Raw genomic sequence first — 18,558 nt, forward strand, 5'->3', positions numbered from 1 at the left:
CCTTGAATTGTGCAATGCAGTGGTAGTTCTGCGCATTGACAGAAATGAACCTCCGCCCTAACTAGTAAGGTATCCTTATTAATTTGAGCTGTTCATGACACTACCTCCACCCAATATCGGTGTGACGATGCTGATTGTTGACCTGGCGCGCATGCTGCGCCGCCAGTTCGAGGCGGCCCTTGCCGATGTCGAGACAGGGTTGACCGTTGGCGAGGCGCGGACACTGTTTTACGTCTGGCGGATGCCGGGTCAACGGCAGGCGGTTTTGGCCGATGCGATGTACGTGGAACCGATGACCCTGGTGGGCTATCTCGACTCGCTCGAAAAGTCTGGCCTTATCAAGCGCCAACCCGATCCGTCCGACAAACGGGCGAAACTGGTGCTGCTGACCGAAGACGCCGACCCGCTGCTGGAGCGCATCAGCGTTGCTCTTGAGGGGGTTCGGGCGCGCGCGCTGGAAGGTGTGATGGGGGAAGACCGCAAGGTGCTGGAAACCCTTCTTCAAAACATGAAAGAGAGTCTTTTGCTGCTTTCGCCGAACGGGAAGGGCAAATGACAGCAACACCCGCCACTTTGATGAGTGCCCGCAGAACGGCACTGCTCGGCGCCGGTCTTGTGGCCGTCGGGCCCATATCCATGGCGCTTTATACACCGGCCATGCCGGCGCTGGTTGAGTTTTTCGGCACGACTGATGGTGCGGTGAAGCTGACCCTGACATCCTATTTTGCCGGATTTGCTGCCACCCAGCTGGTGTGCGGGCCATTGACCGACGCTTTCGGCCGCAAGCCGATCACAATCCTGTTTCTTGGCATCTATCTGATTTCCAGCGTGCTGGCGACATTCAGCCCCACTGTAGAGTTCATGGTGGCAGCCCGCGCCCTTCAAGGGGTTGGCGCAGCGATCGGCATTTCTGTCTCGCGTGCAATTGTGCGGGATCAATTCACCGGTCAGGCGTCCGCGCGGATTATGAACACCATTGCCATGATGCTGGCGCTTGGGCCCGCGCTTTCGCCAACGATCGGCGGGTTTGTCCTCGAGTTGTTCAGCTGGCGGGAAGTCTTCTGGTGCATGGTGATCTACGGCGTGGCGCTGATGGCGGCCGTGACCGTGTTTCAAGTGGAAACGAACCCGTCTCCGGGCAAACATCACCTGAACCCACGTCAGCTCGCCATCAACTACACTACGCTATTGAAAGATCCACGCTTTCTCGCACCGGCAATCCTAATCGGCTGTGGCCTGGGCAACATCTATGCCCTCGCAACTGTGCTGCCCTTCGTGCTGATCTACGAAGTCGGCCTGTCGCCCTCTATCTTCGGCCTCACCATGATCCTGCAGTCCGGGTCATTTATCCTCGGCACAGTGGTCACCGGTCAGCTGTTGAAAGTGACTGACGCGCACAAGCTGGTGCCCTTCGGATTGGTGATGCTGGTTGTTGCCTCTGTCTTGATGTGTGGCATGACATTGACACAAGCGCCCTCCGTTGCGTCCGTCATGGCACCCGTTGGCTTGTTTGTATTCGCCTTGGCGTTTGTTCTTCCGGCAAGTTTTACAGATTCCATGGCCCCGTTCCCGCACATTGCAGGCGCAGCTTCGTCCATGCTGGGGTTCCTTCAGTTTGGCGGCGGTGTGGCTGCGAGCCTGATCGTGGCCGTTGTCGGTGATCCTGTTCTCGGGCTTGCTTTTGTGCTTCCGGCAATGCCGGTGGTAGGCGTTGTCTGTTACCTGTTGCTCCGCGGCCAGGACACCCAGCACGCCGCAGCCGAATAACTACGTCTTGATTATCCCGTGTCCGCGGGATTCATTTGCTTGACCTGCCGTCAAGAGCGGGGCATCAGACGAGACTTCTGGTCCAATTGGTGGACGATGAAGGACGACTGATGGCCAAAGCTGCTGCCTACACCTTGCCGGAGAGCCGCGCCCATGTGATGGGCATTTTGAACGTGACTCCGGATTCCTTTTCTGATGGCGGGCGGTTCGACGCGGCGGACAAGGCGCTTGAGCATGCCCAGTCCATGATCGCCGATGGGGCCGACATTCTGGACATTGGCGCGGAAAGCACACGGCCCGGATCTGAACCGGTTGCGCTGGATGACGAATGGTCCCGGCTTGCACCGATTTTAGAACCCGTTTGCGAGCTTGGGTGTCCGGTCTCGATCGACACCTATAAGGCGGAGATCGCACGTCGGGCTGGTGCTGCAGGTGCCGCGCTCGTCAACGATGTCTGGGGCCTGCAAAAAGATCCGGCGATGGCCGACACGGTTGCCGAGCTCGGTGTGCCGGTCGTGATGATGCACAACCGTGATTATGCCGATGCCGACATCGACATCCTCGCTGACATCGACCGGTTCTTTGAGAGGTCCATGGCGTTGGCTGAGCGGGCTGGCATCGCGGAAAACAAGCAGATCCTCGACCCAGGATTTGGTTTTGGCAAAACCATTGATCAGAACTTTCTCATTTTGAACCGGCTGGAGACCTTGCATAAGCACGGCCTGCCCATTCTTGCCGGCGCGTCGCGGAAACGCATGATCGGCGCGGTTTTGGGCGTTGAGACCGAGGAACGGCTTTTTGGCTCCATCGCCGTGCATATGACAGCCGTTATGAAGGGTGCTTCAATAATAAGAGTTCATGACGTACGTCCACATGCCGATTGTGTGCGTATATCGGAGGCAACACGACTGGAACGGAACCCCGTATAAATGACCCTCCATCAAACAAACCTTGTTACGGCCGAAGTGGCTGCACCGACCCGATGTGCCCTCGGCCTCGGGTCGAACATAGGCGACACGGCCGCGCATTTGAAAAAAGCGCTGGAGCATCTGGACGCCAGTGAGGGAATTACGGTTGTCGCCAGATCGTCCGATTACCGCACACCGCCCTGGGGGCCGGTACCACAGGACGACTATCGGAACATTTGTGCAGTCGTCGATACCACCCTGTCGCCTCAGGACCTGTTGGCGCGGTGTCTTGCCATTGAAACCGAGCTGGGCCGGGTCCGCGACGTTCGCTGGGGGCCGCGGATCATAGATATTGATGTCCTGATTTACGGGACACGGACTGTGAATGAGCCCGATCTGGAGTTGCCGCACCCACGCATGGGAGACCGCGCCTTTGTTCTGATCCCGCTTGCCGAAATCTGGCCGGATGCGCCGTTGGCGGACGGTCAGACAGCCGCAGATGCCTTGACAACCTGCCCCGATCAGGACGGCGTGGTGAAGATATCCGGGTGATGACCGGCCAGAGCAGCGGTGGATTGCTTTATTGCCTGGGGCTGATCTCAGGCTAAACCTACAAAACTCTTCATGTGAAAACGGCCGTTCGTCGCGTCCGGTGCGTGGTCCTGGCCGACAGGGCAGGCTTTTCGGGCGTGGCATCCGGTCCAGCATCCGGCATCTGGTGTGCCGCCAAGATACTGAAGGCACCGTGGGACGTCATAGCCTGTCTCCAATTGAATGGCGTCGACCGGGCAGGCCGTCAGGCAGGGTTTTTCTTGGCATGTTATGCAAGGACCAGGAGTGTCTTCGCCAGTTGAGGTGTCCAGCTCATCGGTGGACAGAAAGGCGGCCCGGAGCCCGGCCCAAGGCCCGTATGTTGTGTGCGTGAGAAGTCCAAACGGGCTCTGGGAGAACCCTCCGCACTTCAAAGTCCATTTTTGAAACGGATGATAGGGCGGGCCGTCAAACGGAAAGAGCGGCAGGAATCCAAAGTCGTCCGCAAGATTGCTCAACACCCGCCGTGTATATCGATCCATCGGATCCGGTTTTCCGTCTTCAGCTTCCGGCGCCGCCTTGAAGGTTGGCCACAATCCAGGGCCGGTGCTGCCAATGATTAGCAGTGTCTTGGCCGCAGAGCCGCCGCCGATCTCCGGCACATGGTCTGTGCCGTCCGGTTGAAAACCGCCGACCAAAAGAAAACCCGCCGCAACAAGCTTTTCGGAAAAGCGGGTTGCGGCGGGTGTGTTCATGGCTCAGCCGATCCGGTTGCGCTTGGCAAGCGTGCGCAGGCGCAGAGCGTTCAACTTGATGAAACCGGCAGCGTCTTTTTGATCGTAGGCGCCGTGGTCGTCCTCGAAAGTCACCAGCTCTTCCGCATAGAGCGAATAGGGCGACGCACGGCCGACGACGATCACATTTCCTTTGTAGAGTTTCAGGCGAACAGTGCCGGTGACATGTTCCTGGCTTTTGTCGATCAGGGCCTGCAGCATTTCGCGCTCTGGGGAAAACCAGAAGCCGTTGTAAATCAGCTCGGCGTAGCGCGGCATCAACTCGTCCTTGAGATGGCCTGCTCCGCGATCGAGCGTGATGGACTCCATCGCCCGGTGGGCTTGCAGCAGGACCGTGCCGCCCGGGGTTTCATAGATGCCGCGGCTCTTCATGCCGACAAACCGGTTTTCAACCATGTCCAAGCGGCCGATGCCATTGTCGCGGCCATAGTCGTTGAGCTTTGCAAACAATGTGGCCGGGGACATTTTTTCGCCGTTCAGAGAAACCGCATCGCCCTTTTCAAAGCCGATCTCGATTTCTGTGACAACGTCCGGCGCCTCGGTCGGGTCAACGGTGCGCTGGAACACATAGTTCGGCGCTTCCTCGTTCGGGTCTTCCAGAACCTTCCCTTCAGAGGACGAGTGCAGCATGTTGGCGTCGACCGAGAACGGGGCTTCGCCGCGCTTGTCTTTCGGCACCGGGATCTGGTTTTTCTCGGCGAAGTCCAAAAGGTCGGTCCGGGATTTGAAGGTCCAGTCCCGCCACGGTGCGATCACCTTGATGTCCGGGTTGAGCGCATAGGCGGAGAGCTCGAAGCGAACCTGGTCATTGCCCTTGCCGGTCGCGCCATGGGCAACTGCATCGGCGCCGGTTTCTTCGGCGATCTCGATCAACCGCTTGGAGATCAGCGGACGGGCAATCGAGGTGCCGAGAAGGTAGACGCCTTCATAAACGGCGTTGGCCCGGAACATCGGGAAGACGAAGTCGCGAATGAATTCTTCGCGCAGGTCATCAATGTAGATTTCCTTGATGCCCATCATCTCGGCTTTTTTGCGCGCCGGCTCCAGCTCTTCTCCCTGACCGAGATCTGCCGTGAAGGTTACAACTTCGCAGCCGAGTTCGGTTTGCAGCCATTTCAGGATAATGGACGTGTCGAGGCCGCCGGAATAGGCCAGCACGACTTTCTTGATGTCACCATACGCCATTGAGGGAGGATCCAGTTCGTGAGTTGTGCGGAAAGGTCCGCTTCGTTGAAATTTTGCGGCAATTTAGCCGGTTCTATTCGCCGCGCAAGCCCCAGAAGTGTGCAAAGGACTGCCGTTTCAAAGATCCTGCGCTTGAAACACGCGTGGAGCGGGCTGCAAAGAGGCTTGCAATTGCGGGCCGGGCGTTTGAGGGTGTCGGAAGAGCGGGGCTTAACCATGTGAGGGCTGGTGTGGAGGACCGATGAACCTGATCGATTTCAAGCTCGACGGCTATGATTACCTGACCTTCTTGATCGGTGTTCTGGCGGTTATTGCCTTCTTCTATGTCATGATCACGTTGGGCGGTCTTCCGGGCAAACTTGCAGAGAAGCGCAAGCACCCGCATGCTGAATCTGTCAAATTGGGCGGTTGGATCGGCTTGTTTACAGTCTTTCCCTGGATCCACGCGTTGATGTGGTCCTATCACGACTCCCTGACAATCGACATCCGCAAGCTGCCAAAAGGCGCTGAAATCAAGACAAGCGAAGACGCTGGGTATGGAGAGGCGGATCAGCTGTCAGCGACGCCGGCGCTGTCCAGCGCCTCTGATGTCGGCGAGGCTCAGGTCAACGCGCAATCAGAAGAGCAGCCCAAGCCCGGAGGCGCGGCATGACGATTGCCCTTCTGATCCTCGGGGCCTATGGCATCTTTGCCTGGCTGGTTTTCTACAAGTTCAAGCTTCTGAAGTTCAACGTTGCCTGGGGGGTGGTGACCTTCTGGGTCGGCTTTCACGTCCTGTTTCTGTTGGTTGTCTTCCTACGCTTCTTCGCGCCTTACACGATTGACGGACATGTGATCCGCCAGACGATCCAGATCGCGCCCCGGCTGCCGCATCCGACCTTGTTGCAAGAGGTGTTCGTCACTCAGAACCAGCCGGTGAAGAAGGGCGACAAGCTCTACCAGTTTGAATCGACGCTCTATGACGCCCAGCTCGCAGAAGCGCAGGCGAATCTGGTCGAGGCCCAGCAAAATGCGTTGATCCTTCAAGAAGATGTCGTCTTGGCGCAGGATCAGTTGGCTCAGGCTGAGGCCAATGAGACTTTTGCCACTGAGCAGGTCAAGCGCTACACGGATCTTGTTCCGAAAGGTGGCGCCCGCCAGGAAACGCTGGATCAATGGACGGCACAATTGGCTGGGGCAAAAGCGCAAGTCGCCGAGGCAGAAGGGAATGTGACGAAAGCGCAGCTCGCTGTCGCAGCGCAAATCGATGGTGTGAATGCCCAGGTGGCCGCAGCTCAAGCCCAGGTCGACCAGGCGCAATATTATGTTGATCAGACAACCATCTATGCGCCCGAGGACGGCCGGATCATCAGCCAGCAAGCGCGGCCCGGACTTGTTGTCGGTGGCTTCCGGATCGCGTCAATCGCCGCCTTTGTTGCAGACGCAAATCCCTATTTTCTTGGAACCTTTTTTCAGGAACACCTGAAATTCGTGGAGCCCGGCCAGCCGGTTGAAGTTGCCCTGGATATTTATCCCGGTCAGGTGTTTACCGGAAAAGTGAAGGCGATTTGGGAAGGAACCGGGCAAGGTCAGATCAAACCGAGCGGAAATGTGCCCAACTTCCTCTTCATGCATCCGCAGGGGCGGTTCGCGGTTGAGATCGTGATGGATGAAGATCCGGCGCTGAAGCGATTTCCGGGCGGCGCTCATGGAGCTGCAGCGATCTATACGGGCGGTGGCGGAGAATGGGTGTCCGTGCTGCGCCGGGTTAATATGCGGTTGTATGCCTGGGTGAATTTCATCATCCCGTTTGATGTGTAGGTGATGTTGGTGAGTGTGTTTCGACAATTGGGTTTGATTGCCAGCGTTGCAGGCGCGGCTCTCCTGTCCGGGTGTATGGTCGGCCCGGATTTTGAGCGCCCAGAGGCGCCGGTGCTCGACAGCTGGAGCAAGGGCGCAAACCTCACCGTCGATCACCGCACCGGCTTCACCACCCGCAGCGCTGCCTCCGTGCCGTGGTGGCATGTTTTCAAGGATGAAACGCTGAATGGCCTGATCGCGGAGGCCTACCGCCAGAATGTAGAGCTACAGGCCGCCGGTGTCCGGGTTTACCAGGCGCGCGCTCAGCTCGGCATCGCGCGCGGCGAGCTGGTTCCTCAGGTCCAGCAGTTGAAAGGGAACTCGGAGAACATCCGGTTCAGCACGCAGGATCCGATCATCCGCGACCTTGAGCGCGCCGGGCTGGTGGACAGTCACATCTCGCGCGTCTCTGCAGGATTTGACGCGGCGTGGGAAATTGACATCTGGGGTAAGATCCGCCGGGACGTTCAATCCGCCAAGGCCAACTTGAACGCCAACCTGGCATCCTACGATGATGCGCTGGTGACGCTCACCGGGGATATTGCGGCCACATACGTCACCATCCGCGAGCTGCAGCAACTCGTTGCCTCGAGCCGGAAGAATGCTGCGCTTCAGAAAAAGTCTCTGAACCTCACGCAGCTCCGGCTGGAGAACGGTGTTGCATCCCAGTTGGATGTTCATGAAGCGACCGTTCTTTACAACAACACGCTTGCGGCCATTCCGGGCTATGAGGCTGAACTTGCGCAGGCCTACAACGCCATGAGCGTGCTGTTGAGTGAGCCGCCGGGTAAGATGAAAGCTCGTTTTTCCGGCCGGTCTGGCTTCCCGCGAGTGCCGGCGGAAGTCGCGATCGGCGTTCCGGCGGACATGCTGCGCCGCCGGCCCGACATTCGCCAGGCCGAGTACATTGCCGCCGCCCAATCGGCACAAATCGGTGTGGCCAAGGCAGATCTCTTCCCGGCATTCACCATTGCCGGAGCGATCGGTGTACGGGCAGATGATTTTTCAAATCTCTTCACGGGCGGGGCGACAACGGCCCTCTTCAACCCCGGTTTTTCCTGGAATTTCCTGAATTATGGCCGAATCCAGAACAATGTCCGGGTGCAAGACGCCAAGCTTCAGGAAGCCTTGCTGAACTACGAAAACACTGTGCTGTCCGCTTATGCGGAAGTGGAAAATGCGCTGACCGGGTTCCTGCGCTCCAAGCAGCAGGCGCTTTACCTTCGGCGGAGTTTGAGGGCGGCTCGCAGCTCTGTCGGCGAGGTGGAAGCCCAGTATGAAGACGGTACGGCGTCCTACAATCGCGTGGTTGATGCTCAAAAGAGCCTGCTTGTTGCCGAGGAGCGGCTGATTGCTGCGGAAGCGAACGTGCTCACCAACCTTGTCGCGGTTTACAAGGGGCTCGGTGGTGGCTGGGCGCCAGAGAATGTCCGCGGTCTCATATCCGATGAAACCCGGGCCCAAATGGCGGACCGCACACGCTGGGGACAGCTACTGGATAACCCTGTGGGACCTTCGGGGAAAAGTTAGGATCAGGACCCGATGGGCTGATCAAGCAGACTTTTTTGCGCCTTCAGTTTCTGGCGCAGCATATTGCGCCAGGAACAGATCAACACTCTCGTTGATGATCTTGTCCATCTCGTCGCGTTCAGCGACCCGATTGGCATAGATGTTCGGAAAAAAGCTGCGCGACTTGATAAGTCCCAGGAACTGTTCTGCTGCGACAGCAGGATCTTGAACCGACAAACGCCCATCCGATGTCGCCCGCTCCATGAATTCTGCGAAAATGCTGAGCTTGGTCATGCGGGCGTTCATGTCCGCCGCCAGTTCCGGATCCCGGATCGTTTCGCTCATGACCATGCGGGCAAGGTTCATGAAGCACGGAGAAACCATCAGCTCGCCCTCGGCCCAGCCGAGTTCGATCAAGGCATCGCGGATCGGTTTGTCCCGGTCATAAGGGACTTCAAGCGCTGAATTGACCTGGTCTGCCAGGCACTGGTTGATCGCTTTGAAAAGCGTCTCCTTGCTTTCAAAGTGATTGTAGACGGTGCGTTTGGAAACCTGCGCCCGTTCCGAAATCCGGTCCATGCTTGCACCGGCAAAACCTTTTTCCTGGAACTCGGCGATGGCCGCTTCGACGATTTGTTTCTTTTTCTGGTCGGATACCGACATTGTTAACCCAGCAATCTTTATCGCTCTTTAATCCCAAAAATTGAGCCCTATGTAAACTAGTGCGTTTACAGATGCAGATCTAGAGTTTACACTGCACAGTGTAGTTTACATCCTTCAGCCAGTCCAGACCAGCCAAGGGAGACGCCTCCTCATGTCTGTAACTTTGAAAATTAACGGGGAAACGCGCACGCTTGATGCGGATCCCGAGAGCCCTCTGCTGTGGGCTCTGCGCGACGAGCTCGGAATGACCGGAACCAAATTCGGGTGCGGCATCGCATCCTGCGGTGCTTGCACGGTCCACTGGGACGGTATGCCGATCCGCTCTTGCCAAACCATGGTCGGGGATCTTGAGGGCGCCGAAATCACCACAATCGAAGGCGTGAACGGAAAAGCCGCCAAGGCCGTCCAGGAAGCCTGGAACGAGCTGGACGTTCCGCAATGCGGGTACTGCCAGTCCGGTCAGATCATGGCAGCCACAGCGCTTCTGACCGACACTCCAAAACCAACCGACGAAGACATCGACGCAGCCATGGACGGGAACGTCTGCCGCTTTGCGACCTACGCCCGTATCCGCAAGGCAATCCATGCCGCAGCCGACAAGATGGAGGCCTAAGCCATGTTGCATCTCCTCCAAAAACCTCTTGAGGCTCCCAAGCCGAGCCGCCGGACATTCCTGAAAATGTCAGCCGGTGCAGTTGGTGGCCTGATCATCGCCGCCAAGATGCCAAACGCTGCGAAAGCCGCTGCGGATGGGGGTGAATTTGTTCAGCCGTTTGTGCACATCCGGCCGGACAACACGGTTGTTGTCTTGTCCAAGCACCTCGACAAGGGCCAAGGCACGGCAAACGGTCTGGCAACCCTGGTTGCCGATGAACTCGACGCGTCTCATGAGCAAATTGTGCTGGAGCTGGCCCCGTCCAACCCGCAGCTTTATGCCAACAGCCTGTTCGGCGTTCAGGGCACAGGTGGCTCCACCGCCATGCCGAACGCTTTCATGCAGTACCGCCAGGCGGGTGCCGCTGCCAAGGCAATGGTTGTCTCCGCAGCTGCCAAGGAATGGGGCGTGCCGGCAGGTGAAATCACCGTTTCCGCGGGTGTTGTGTTCCACTCTTCTGGCAAATCGGCAACGCTCGGTGAGCTTGCAGGTTTGGCAGCAAACGAAGATGTTCCGGCTGAACCGGCCCTGAAAACACCGGACCAGTGGGTCTATATCGGCAAGTCGTTCCCGCGCAAGGACGTCAAGAACAAAACGGTTGGTGCGCCGAACACCTACACCATCGACTTCAACCGTGAGGGCATGCTGACTGCAACGGTTGCGCGTTCACCGCGGTTTGGCGGCACGGTCAAGTCCTTCGATGCGACTGAAGCCAAGAAGGTCGCCGGTGTTGTCGACATCTTCCAGATCCCGAATGGCGTTGCCGTGGTTGCAGAAAGCACCTGGCCGGCCATCAAGGCGCGCGATCTTCTGCAGATCGAATGGGACGACAGTGCAGCTGAGACCCGCTCCACTGACGCAATGATGACCGAACTCAAGGACATGACCACCAAGCCGGGCCTCAAGGTTCGCGAAGATGGCGATGTCGACGCTGCTTTGGACACGTCGGCAAAGGTCATGGAAATCGACTACGATTTCCCGTTCCTGGCTCATGGAGCCATGGAGCCGCTGGATATTGTCGGTGAATTCGATGGTGAAACGGCACAGTTCTGGTTTGGCTCGCAAATCCCGACCATCGACCACAACGTTGCCTCCACCATCCTCGGCATTCCGTTCGAGAAGGTCAGCATCAACACATTGTGGGCCGGTGGATCCTTTGGGCGCCGGGCGCAAGGAGATGCACATCCTGTCTCGGAAATCTCCTTCCTGTTGAAGGCCATGCGGGAAGCCGGCATGGAGCCGCGTCCGGTGAAGATCGTTTGGACCCGTGAAGACGACATGGCCGGTGGTTACTACCGCCCAATGTCGGCGCACAAAGTGAAGGTTGGTCTCGACGGGGACGGCAACGTCACGGCGGTGAAATACAACATTGCGGCCAAGTCCATCATCAAGGGCACCGCCTTTGAGCCGATGCTGATGCCCAATGGTGTGGATCACAACATGACCGAAGGGGCATCCGACACCACCTATTCGTTCCCCATGATGAACATGGATCAGGCATTCCAGGAAACACCGGTGCCTGTTCTGTGGTGGCGGTCCGTGGGGCACACCCACACGGCCTATGTCATGGAAACGGTTGTCGACCGGATCGCCAAGGAAACCGGCAAGGATCCTGTGGCGCTGCGCCTTGAGCTTCTCAAGGACGATCCGCGCAAGACGAATGTGTTGAAGCTGGCTGCCGAGAAGGCTGGCTGGGACACGCCGTTGCCGGAAGGCCGCCATCGCGGCGTCGCCGTTCACAAGTCCTTCGGGTCTTATGTGGCGGAAGTCGTCGAGATCTCCTTCCGCGAGGATGGAACGGTCAAGGTGGAAAAGGTCACGGCAGCCGTCGACTGCGGTGTGCCGGTCAATCCGGATAACATCCGTGCTCAGGTTGAAGGCGGTATTGGCTACGGACTCGGCGCGATCCTGCGCAATCAGGTGACGCTCTCGGACGGGTATGTCGAAGAGACAAACTTTGACACCTACGAGTCGCTGCGCATTTCCGACATGCCCGAAATTGACGTGCATATCGTTGCCTCGACCGAATCTCCGACCGGCATCGGTGAACCGGGAACACCGCCAATCGGTCCGGCTGTTGCCAACGCAATTGCGGCCGCAAAGGACGAGTGGATAACAAGTCTGCCGTTCACGAAAGCCGGTCTGGTCTAGGACGGATCAGATGAAAAATGCGAAAGGCCGCCCTTGAGGCGGCCTTTTTGCTGCGGTGTCTTCAATGCGCGGCGTCACGCCCTGCGCAGGGCAACGATCCCGGCAACGGTGAGGCCGTACAGCAAGTGCCCGAAGAACGAAGCAAGCGCCAGATCTCCAAACCCCAGGAACGCTGGAAAACCGGCCACCAGATGCGCCATCACATACATGGCAAAGATCCAGAGACCGATGCCGAAACCAGCCCCTGTGAGTGACCAGGGAAACTCCACAGGCAGAAGCCGGGCGACCGGCTGTGCGATCAAGAGATATCCCAGCGGATAGATGATGAGGCCGGTTGCAATGTGGATCGTCTCGGCCAGAAAGCTGGAGGATATCCCGAAACTGGATTTTATTAGGCCGGCAGGATCCAAAGGTCCTCCGATCAGGAGAGGTGTCACGCCACGCGCCCAGACTTCCCAGACACCCGTCGCGACCAAACCTGCGAGGAGTAAAGTCACGGCTGTTGCCGGGGTGAGTGGGGGAAAGAGCTGCGGCGTACCTGTCTTGCGGCGGTGGGAGCCGCTGTAATCAATACTTGTCATGACGATCTCCGGGGAGTTTCTGTTCGGCAGAAAAAGCCGGGATCACCCCCGGCATCCCGGAAATGGGGATTGGCAGTGTCGCTTTCAATTCACAGCGCAGTTAGGAACTGATCGGTTTTTCGCCTGGTTTCTCAGACAGAAATCACCAACACCGTCATGATCCCAATCCGTAGCGTGCCAGGATCCGGTTTAGCGACCCATCGGCCCGCATAATCTCAAATGCCTCCCGGATTGGAGTAAGCACTTCTTCGGGTGTTTCGAGGGTTGCCGCGATGGAAACGTCGAAGCTGTCCAGAACTTCGCCCGGAACCAATCGCTTGGGATCGAACCCCTCTCGTTCCATTGACCAGAGCGCCAGCATTCTGAAGCTGATCATCGCGTTGGAATGGCCGTATGCCAACATTTTCACCATGGAAAAATTGTCTGGTGCAACGTCCAGATTTTGAAGCCCGAGTCTGACTCCGAGCTCTTCCATGGCGGAACCGCCCTGTACCGCGATACTTGGGATTTTGCGCGCGGCCTCGAGTGTCAGGATGGGGCCATCGTCAATGGTGTAAAGGCGGACTTCTTCGGTGAGGATCGGGACGACCCATTTGTAACGCGTCTCGCGGTCCGGTGTGCGCGCCAATGGTGCCATCAAGACATTTTCGCCTTGTTTCAGGGTCTCCATGGCTCTGCGCCAGGGCAGCGAAACGATTTCCAAAGGAGCGTCCAGACGCGATAAAAGTTCGCGCACCACGTCAATGACAAATCCGGTTCGGCCTTCCTCAGATGGAAGGGAGTAAGGCGGGACTTCTGCGGTTACAAATATGTATCGTTGGGCAGCAATCGACGTATTCAGCGGGCCTAAGCCCAAGCTTGAGCAAATCCCGAAAACCACCTGTCTGCGTGTAACTTGCCTTCCAGCCATTTTTCGCGTCCAGCAACCCTACATTGTTTGTAGTTGGTGCGCTGACGTTGGGTGGCAAGTCGAAAATTTATAGGACTGTGGACTAAGAGACCTCAGCAGGGCAGCAAGTTTTATGATTTGGCTATGCGTCATCTGCCATCAAGTGGCACTTAACATAAAGACCGTATGCAAGGCCGCCGGCGGCGCCGCCCGCATAGAGCCCCGGCTCAAGCATCAACCAGAAAGCTCCTCTGCCCCAAAACGTAAGGGCTGCAATAAAAACTGCGGAATAGGTTGTTGCTAATCCGCAGAACATAAAGAAGGGCAAAGAATTATAGTCAAGTTTTTTGCTGGCAAAGAGAGTGAGCCAATATCCTGGCCATGCCGTCACTGCTGTAATGAAAGTGCCATACAACATTATCCCGAGCAATTGGCCTGTGGATGCCACCAAGTCTCCCCGGCCAGCAAGCACATCGCCTGCAAACAAAAACACGACACACACAACACTAGCGACAAGAACGGCCAGCCCATAGCCGATGACCGGGTCGGCACGCTTTTGGTTCACTTAATAAACCGCAGCCTTTTTTGCCGCCAATGCATCCCGGTCCTTCTTGCGCATGCGCTCAGAGGCTGACTTCAGCTGCCCGCAGGCGGCAAAGATATCGCGTCCGCGCGGGGTGCGGATCGGAGAGGCGTAACCGGCCCGGTTGACGATGTCGGCGAATTCCTCGATCCGCTCCCAGTCCGAACAGGCATATTGGGAGCCCGGCCAGGGGTTGAACGGGATGAGATTGATTTTCGCCGGAATGCCCTTGAGCAGCCGGACCAGCTCCAGCGCGTCTTCGTTGCTGTCGTTTATGTCTTTCAGCATCACGTATTCAAAGGTGATGCGCTTGGCGTTCGACAGGCCTGGATATTTGCGGCAGGCGTCCAGAAGTTCCTTGATGTTCCACTTCTTGTTGATCGGCACCAGGATGTCGCGATCCTCGTCCCTAACGGCGTGGAGGGAAATTGCCAGCATGCAGCCGATCTCATCACCTGTGCGGAAGATCTCCGGGACAACGCCGGATGTCGACAGGGTGATGCGGCGTTTGGAGAGTGACAGTCCGTCGCCGTCTGAGGCGATCAGCAGGGCCTTTTTCACGTTCTCGAAATTGTAGAGCGGCTCGCCCATGCCCATCATGACGATGTTGGTGACCAGGCGGCCTTCGGACGGCACAATCGCACCTTGCGGCGTGTGCGCATCTGGAAAATCGCCAAGCCGGTCGCGGGCAATCAGGATCTGGGACAGGATTTCTTCAGAAGTCAGATTGCGGACCAGCTTCTGCGTGCCTGTATGGCAGAAGGTGCAGGTGAGGGTGCAGCCGACCTGAGATGACACACAAAGCGTGCCCCGGCCTTCTTCCGGAATGTAAACCGTTTCCACTTCGACAGGGTTTCCGGCCCCGCGCGGCGGAAACTGGAACAACCACTTGCGGGTTCCATCAACGGAGATCTGTTCCGACACGATCTTCGGGCGCGCGATGGTGAAAGCATCATCCAGCTTGGCGCGCAGATCCTTGGCGATGTTTGTCATTTCCGCAAAGTCGGAAACACCTCGCACATAGAGCCAATGCCACAGCTGCGACGACCGCATGCGCCACTGTTTTTGCGGCACGCCGATTGTTCCCAGAGCTTCACCGAGTTCCTCGCGAGACAGGCCAATCAGTGTCGGTTTGTCTTCGTCCGGCCCGGAATTTGGTGCAATGCCTGTAACTGTCTGCGCGTTGGGATTTTCCCGCGCGATGTCGAGCGTAACCGCCATTTTGTGATCCGTTTTTTGTCCGGCCACGAAGTCGTTCCGCTTGCCGAAGCAGCGTCGATGCCGGTTCACCTGTTTTTCTCAGGGAGATATTGACTGTCTCAAAACCACAAAGCGCCCGGAAAATCAAGTTTTCCGAGCGCAACGGAGTTATGCGTGGAGCCGCCTTTGAAGGTGACGGCAGCCGTTAGCGGCAGGCTTGTGCGGCGGTGTCGATCGCAGCCGTCACACCGGACAGCGAAAACTTGTAGGTTGTCCGTGTCCCCCGGCTGGATTCACCATTTACGGACATCTCACGGCCGGCCTTCATCGCTGCAACCAACTGAGCTTCCGTGGCCGCGTTTTCGACCCAGGCTCCGTCGTTGTTTGTGAACAGAGTGAAGCCCTTGCCGTCGACATCAACGCTGACAGAGGACTTGTCCTTGAAGGGATAGCCAACCAGCAGGCTCGGCTCAGAACTGACACCTTCCGCGGGACGGGACGTCACGAAGAAGAAGACATCGCCGTGGTTTCTGTCGCCTGGCAGCATGGTCGTTGGTTTGGTCAAAGCGTAGCAGACTTTTCCGCTGCCGCTTGTCAGCGCGTATGCCGCCCAGTCCTTATGCTGCTTCAAAAGCGTCGGGGTCTGCGCGAACGCTGCTGCACTCGAAACTGCTAAACCTGCTAGGGCCAGTACCAGCGTTATTGCTTTCATGATCTCCACACCGTTTGGTTTGGGGTTCCGGTCAAATTTAATTCAATTGCCGACACACATATAAACGTTGCTTTAATGATAACTTAAAGCGGGTTACGAAAGGGTTGAAGCCTTAATGTCGACAATTCTTTTTCTCCAGAGTGCAAGGGTGGGCCCGCACGGCTGTCCTCTATTGCCTCTCGCGAGAAAACAGGGCGACAGTGTGGCGATGTTGCTGTTCCCTCTTCCGAATTGCGACGAACCTGCTAAACAGGAGGAGTTGAAGTGGAGTTGAGTGGCCGTTGGTGCAAACGAAGTATTTTTCCGATCTGATTGTAAAGGTCGCAACAAGCCGAGACAAAGCGGCTTTTGTTGAGCTTTTCGATCATTTCGCACCGCGTCTGAAGGGCTACCTGATGAAACAGGGGGCCGATGACGCCGTGGCCGAAGAGGTCGCTCAGGACGTCATGGTGACCTTGTGGCGCAAGGCCGATCTTTTCGATCCGCAAAAATCATCTGCAAGCACCTGGTTGTTTCGGATTGCCCGGAACCGCCGGATTGACCGGCTGCGGCGGCAAAAAACCGCAGAGCTGGATCCCGAAGAACCCGCATTGCAGCCAACGCCGCTTCCCGATGTTGCTGATGAAATGGATGCCCGGCTCCGCGAAGAGCGCGTGAGGGCCGCCATGGCCTCGCTTCCCGACGAGCAAAAAGAAGTCGTGCGCCTTGCGTTTTTCATCGGGCTGTCGCACAGCGAGATTTCCGACCAGACAGGCTTGCCGCTTGGAACGGTAAAATCTCGTATTCGTCTCGCCTTTGGCCGGCTCCGTCAGTTGATCGAGGCTGACGAAGCTGTCGACGTGAACTGATCAATTTCCCGGAACAATCCGTCCGGTCCGGCTGATCGGGCCGCCGCTGACATGTTTGGGCCGTTCCACTGTCGGGGCACCTGACGATACGGCCCGGTCCGCATAACGGCCCATTGCCCTGTGCCGGTCATACATGACGATCGCGCCAGCCATGGCGACATTGATGCAGAACTTCGTCGGGATTTTCACCACGTGATCGCAACGTTCCAGCATTTGCGGTGACAATGAGCCGCGTTCCGGGCCAAGCACATAGGCGGCCTGCAAGGGGTGGCCAAAACTCGGCAGATCGATGGACTCGTCTGTCAATTCGATCCCGACCAGCTGGCAGCCGCGGGGAAGGTCCATGGTGTTCACACTGTCCCAGTCAAAAGTCGGCAAATGTCCCGGGCTTTTGGAAGTGTCCGATTTAGGGGCCCTGCGGATCTTCTGTTCGGCGTCCACGGTGAAGAAGAAGCTCGCACCAAAGGCATGAGCGGACCGCATCAGCGTTCCAAGGTTCATCCGTTTTGACAGGCCTTCGGCTCCGACCGCGAAATATCCGCGCATTTTTCTTCCGTTCTTCGTTCATTATGATGGATTTCCGGTCTCATACCCGAAAGCCGTCGCAGTTTGAACCTTTGCCGGCAGGATCAATTGCCGACCTTGCCAGCCGTTACGACTTTTGAGCCAGTTCCCCTGTCTTTCATGGCTTGCTAAGCATAGGGAACTTTACAGAATTCCAGATTGAGAGAGTGCCCCGTGAAAGCTTGTATTTGCCCGTCCTACGGCCCGCCATCAAATCTCGTCATCGAGGAACTCGCAGATCCGGTGGCCGCAGCTGGCGAAGTCGTTGTCGCCGTAAAGGCCTGTGCGCTCAACTTCTTCGACACCCTGATCATTCAGGGCAAATATCAGTTCAAGGCTGAGCCGCCGTTTTCTCCGAGCGCGGAATTCGCCGGGATTGTCGAACAAGTCGGCGACGGTGTCACAGAATTTGCCGCCGGTGACCGGGTAATGGGCTACATGGTTTTTGGAGCGGCGCGGGAAAAAGTGGTCATCACGCCGGATTCTCTGGTCAAAATGCCTGACGACATTTCGTTCGAGACCGCTGCCGGTCTTACGGTCACCTATGGCACGACCCTGCACGCATTCCGCGACCGGGCCGACCTCAAGGCAGGGGAAACGGTCGCGGTTCTCGGGGCATCCGGCGGTGTTGGTCAGGCCGCCGTCGAGATCGCATCGATCATGGGCGCCAAGGTGATCGCCTGTGCCTCGTCGGAAGAAAAACTCGCCTTTGCAAAATCTCTTGGGGCTGATGAGTTGGTCGATTACTCCAAGGCCTCCCTCAAGGACACCTTGAAGGAACTCACTGGCGGCGCCGGTGTCGATGTCGTCTATGATCCGGTTGGTGGAGATCTCGCCGAACAAGCGCTTCGGGCGACCGCTTGGGAAGGCCGCTTCCTGGTGATCGGTTTTGCCTCGGGAGATATTCCGAAAATCCCGCTTAACCTCACCCTTTTGAAAGGCTGCGACATCCGCGGCGTGTTCTGGGGCGCGGCGATCAAAAAAGATCCGGAAGGCCACAAGGCCAATATGCGCCAGCTGCTGGCCTGGGTGAGTGAAGGCAAGCTCAAGCCGCATATTCACGGCGTTTACCCGTTTGAGGAGATCGGCACGGCTCTCGATGAAATCGCGGCACGGAAGGTGTTTGGCAAGGTCATTCTGGTGCCGTAGTCTCGCCGAATCGCCTCTCATCTCACCGAA

The 18,558-nt window shown here is 57.5% G+C and carries 20 protein-coding genes; 11 read left to right on the forward strand and 9 right to left on the reverse strand.

Annotation, left to right across the window (positions count from 1 at the left end):
- The first annotated feature begins 94 nt into the window (after window positions 1-94).
- The 4 genes from ACQY4Z_RS13910 to folK all read left to right on the forward strand — a co-directional run bounded on the left by ACQY4Z_RS13910 (window position 95) and on the right by folK (window position 3,227).
- Entirely contained in the window at window positions 95-556 is a 462-nt protein-coding gene (locus ACQY4Z_RS13910) for a MarR family winged helix-turn-helix transcriptional regulator (protein ID WP_428522178.1), read from the forward strand.
- The gene (locus ACQY4Z_RS13915) at window positions 553-1,767 is read left to right on the forward strand and encodes a multidrug effflux MFS transporter (RefSeq protein ID WP_428522180.1); all 1,215 of its coding nucleotides are present in this window, start codon (window positions 553-555) and stop codon (window positions 1,765-1,767) included. Before ACQY4Z_RS13910 ends, ACQY4Z_RS13915 begins: the two co-directional genes overlap by 4 nt.
- Before the next feature lie 110 nt (window positions 1,768-1,877).
- Entirely contained in the window at window positions 1,878-2,696 is an 819-nt protein-coding gene (gene folP, locus ACQY4Z_RS13920; RefSeq protein WP_428522182.1) for a dihydropteroate synthase, read from the forward strand.
- Window positions 2,697-3,227, forward strand: coding sequence for a 2-amino-4-hydroxy-6-hydroxymethyldihydropteridine diphosphokinase (gene folK, locus ACQY4Z_RS13925; protein ID WP_428522184.1), 531 nt, complete (start codon window positions 2,697-2,699; stop codon window positions 3,225-3,227). It abuts the gene before it with no gap.
- Between the two features lie 47 nt (window positions 3,228-3,274).
- Here folK and ACQY4Z_RS13930 read toward each other — a convergent pair whose 3' ends face one another.
- Together ACQY4Z_RS13930 and ACQY4Z_RS13935 are read right to left on the reverse strand one after the other, a co-directional pair.
- Window positions 3,275-3,961, reverse strand: coding sequence for a hypothetical protein (locus ACQY4Z_RS13930; RefSeq protein WP_428522186.1), 687 nt, complete (start codon window positions 3,959-3,961; stop codon window positions 3,275-3,277).
- A 3-nt stretch (window positions 3,962-3,964) separates the two neighbouring features.
- Window positions 3,965-5,185 (reverse strand): argininosuccinate synthase, encoded by a 1,221-nt coding sequence (locus ACQY4Z_RS13935; protein WP_428522188.1) that lies wholly within the window; start codon window positions 5,183-5,185, stop codon window positions 3,965-3,967.
- 241 nt (window positions 5,186-5,426) lie between these two features.
- On the opposite strand from ACQY4Z_RS13935, the gene ACQY4Z_RS13940 reads away from it, so the two are divergent.
- The 3 genes from ACQY4Z_RS13940 to ACQY4Z_RS13950 are packed head-to-tail and all read left to right on the forward strand — an operon-like array spanning window position 5,427 to window position 8,554.
- On the forward strand, window positions 5,427-5,837 hold the full coding sequence (locus ACQY4Z_RS13940; protein WP_428522190.1) for a DUF3302 domain-containing protein: 411 nt from the start codon (window positions 5,427-5,429) through the stop codon (window positions 5,835-5,837).
- Window positions 5,834-6,985: an HlyD family secretion protein gene (locus ACQY4Z_RS13945; protein WP_428522192.1), complete on the forward strand. Its 1,152-nt coding sequence runs from the start codon at window positions 5,834-5,836 to the stop codon at window positions 6,983-6,985. The genes ACQY4Z_RS13940 and ACQY4Z_RS13945 overlap by 4 nt, the downstream gene beginning before the upstream one ends.
- 9 nt (window positions 6,986-6,994) lie before the next feature.
- Window positions 6,995-8,554, forward strand: a complete 1,560-nt coding sequence (locus ACQY4Z_RS13950) for an efflux transporter outer membrane subunit (protein WP_428522194.1) — start codon at window positions 6,995-6,997, stop codon at window positions 8,552-8,554.
- A gap of 21 nt (window positions 8,555-8,575) precedes the next feature.
- Here ACQY4Z_RS13950 and ACQY4Z_RS13955 read toward each other — a convergent pair whose 3' ends face one another.
- Window positions 8,576-9,196, reverse strand: coding sequence for a TetR/AcrR family transcriptional regulator (locus ACQY4Z_RS13955; RefSeq protein ID WP_428522196.1), 621 nt, complete (start codon window positions 9,194-9,196; stop codon window positions 8,576-8,578).
- Window positions 9,197-9,347: 151 nt separating this feature from the next.
- Here ACQY4Z_RS13955 and ACQY4Z_RS13960 point away from each other — a divergent pair, with 151 nt between their 5' ends.
- Together ACQY4Z_RS13960 and ACQY4Z_RS13965 are read left to right on the forward strand one after the other, a co-directional pair.
- On the forward strand, window positions 9,348-9,809 hold the full coding sequence (locus ACQY4Z_RS13960; protein ID WP_428522198.1) for a (2Fe-2S)-binding protein: 462 nt from the start codon (window positions 9,348-9,350) through the stop codon (window positions 9,807-9,809).
- Window positions 9,810-9,812: 3 nt separating this feature from the next.
- Window positions 9,813-12,002 (forward strand): molybdopterin cofactor-binding domain-containing protein, encoded by a 2,190-nt coding sequence (locus ACQY4Z_RS13965; RefSeq protein WP_428522200.1) that lies wholly within the window; start codon window positions 9,813-9,815, stop codon window positions 12,000-12,002.
- Between the two features lie 74 nt (window positions 12,003-12,076).
- Here the strand turns inward: ACQY4Z_RS13965 and ACQY4Z_RS13970 are convergent, their stop codons facing one another.
- The 5 genes from ACQY4Z_RS13970 to ACQY4Z_RS13990 form a co-directional block, all read right to left on the reverse strand.
- Entirely contained in the window at window positions 12,077-12,583 is a 507-nt protein-coding gene (locus ACQY4Z_RS13970; RefSeq protein ID WP_428522202.1) for a hypothetical protein, read from the reverse strand.
- 154 nt (window positions 12,584-12,737) lie between these two features.
- A complete protein-coding gene (locus ACQY4Z_RS13975; RefSeq protein ID WP_428522204.1) occupies window positions 12,738-13,439 on the reverse strand; it encodes a substrate-binding periplasmic protein in 702 nt (233 codons plus the stop codon).
- 175 nt (window positions 13,440-13,614) lie between these two features.
- Window positions 13,615-14,037, reverse strand: a complete 423-nt coding sequence (locus tag ACQY4Z_RS13980; protein ID WP_428522206.1) for a hypothetical protein — start codon at window positions 14,035-14,037, stop codon at window positions 13,615-13,617.
- A complete protein-coding gene (rlmN, locus tag ACQY4Z_RS13985) occupies window positions 14,038-15,276 on the reverse strand; it encodes a 23S rRNA (adenine(2503)-C(2))-methyltransferase RlmN (RefSeq protein ID WP_428522208.1) in 1,239 nt (412 codons plus the stop codon). It abuts the gene before it with no gap.
- A 184-nt stretch (window positions 15,277-15,460) separates the two neighbouring features.
- Window positions 15,461-15,967: an invasion associated locus B family protein gene (locus ACQY4Z_RS13990; protein ID WP_428522209.1), complete on the reverse strand. Its 507-nt coding sequence runs from the start codon at window positions 15,965-15,967 to the stop codon at window positions 15,461-15,463.
- A gap of 281 nt (window positions 15,968-16,248) precedes the next feature.
- On the opposite strand from ACQY4Z_RS13990, the gene ACQY4Z_RS13995 reads away from it, so the two are divergent.
- On the forward strand, window positions 16,249-16,815 hold the full coding sequence (locus ACQY4Z_RS13995; RefSeq protein WP_422020762.1) for a sigma-70 family RNA polymerase sigma factor: 567 nt from the start codon (window positions 16,249-16,251) through the stop codon (window positions 16,813-16,815).
- On the opposite strand, the gene ACQY4Z_RS14000 is transcribed toward ACQY4Z_RS13995, so the two are convergent.
- On the reverse strand, window positions 16,816-17,361 hold the full coding sequence (locus ACQY4Z_RS14000; RefSeq protein WP_428522211.1) for an RNA methyltransferase: 546 nt from the start codon (window positions 17,359-17,361) through the stop codon (window positions 16,816-16,818).
- A 192-nt stretch (window positions 17,362-17,553) separates the two neighbouring features.
- On the opposite strand from ACQY4Z_RS14000, the gene ACQY4Z_RS14005 reads away from it, so the two are divergent.
- Window positions 17,554-18,528 (forward strand): NADPH:quinone oxidoreductase family protein, encoded by a 975-nt coding sequence (locus ACQY4Z_RS14005; RefSeq protein ID WP_428522213.1) that lies wholly within the window; start codon window positions 17,554-17,556, stop codon window positions 18,526-18,528.
- Window positions 18,529-18,558: the final 30 nt, after the last annotated feature.

Origin of the sequence: Roseibium sp. (assembly GCF_965276855.1) — a bacterium.
Classification (GTDB): Bacteria; Pseudomonadota; Alphaproteobacteria; order Rhizobiales; family Stappiaceae; genus Roseibium.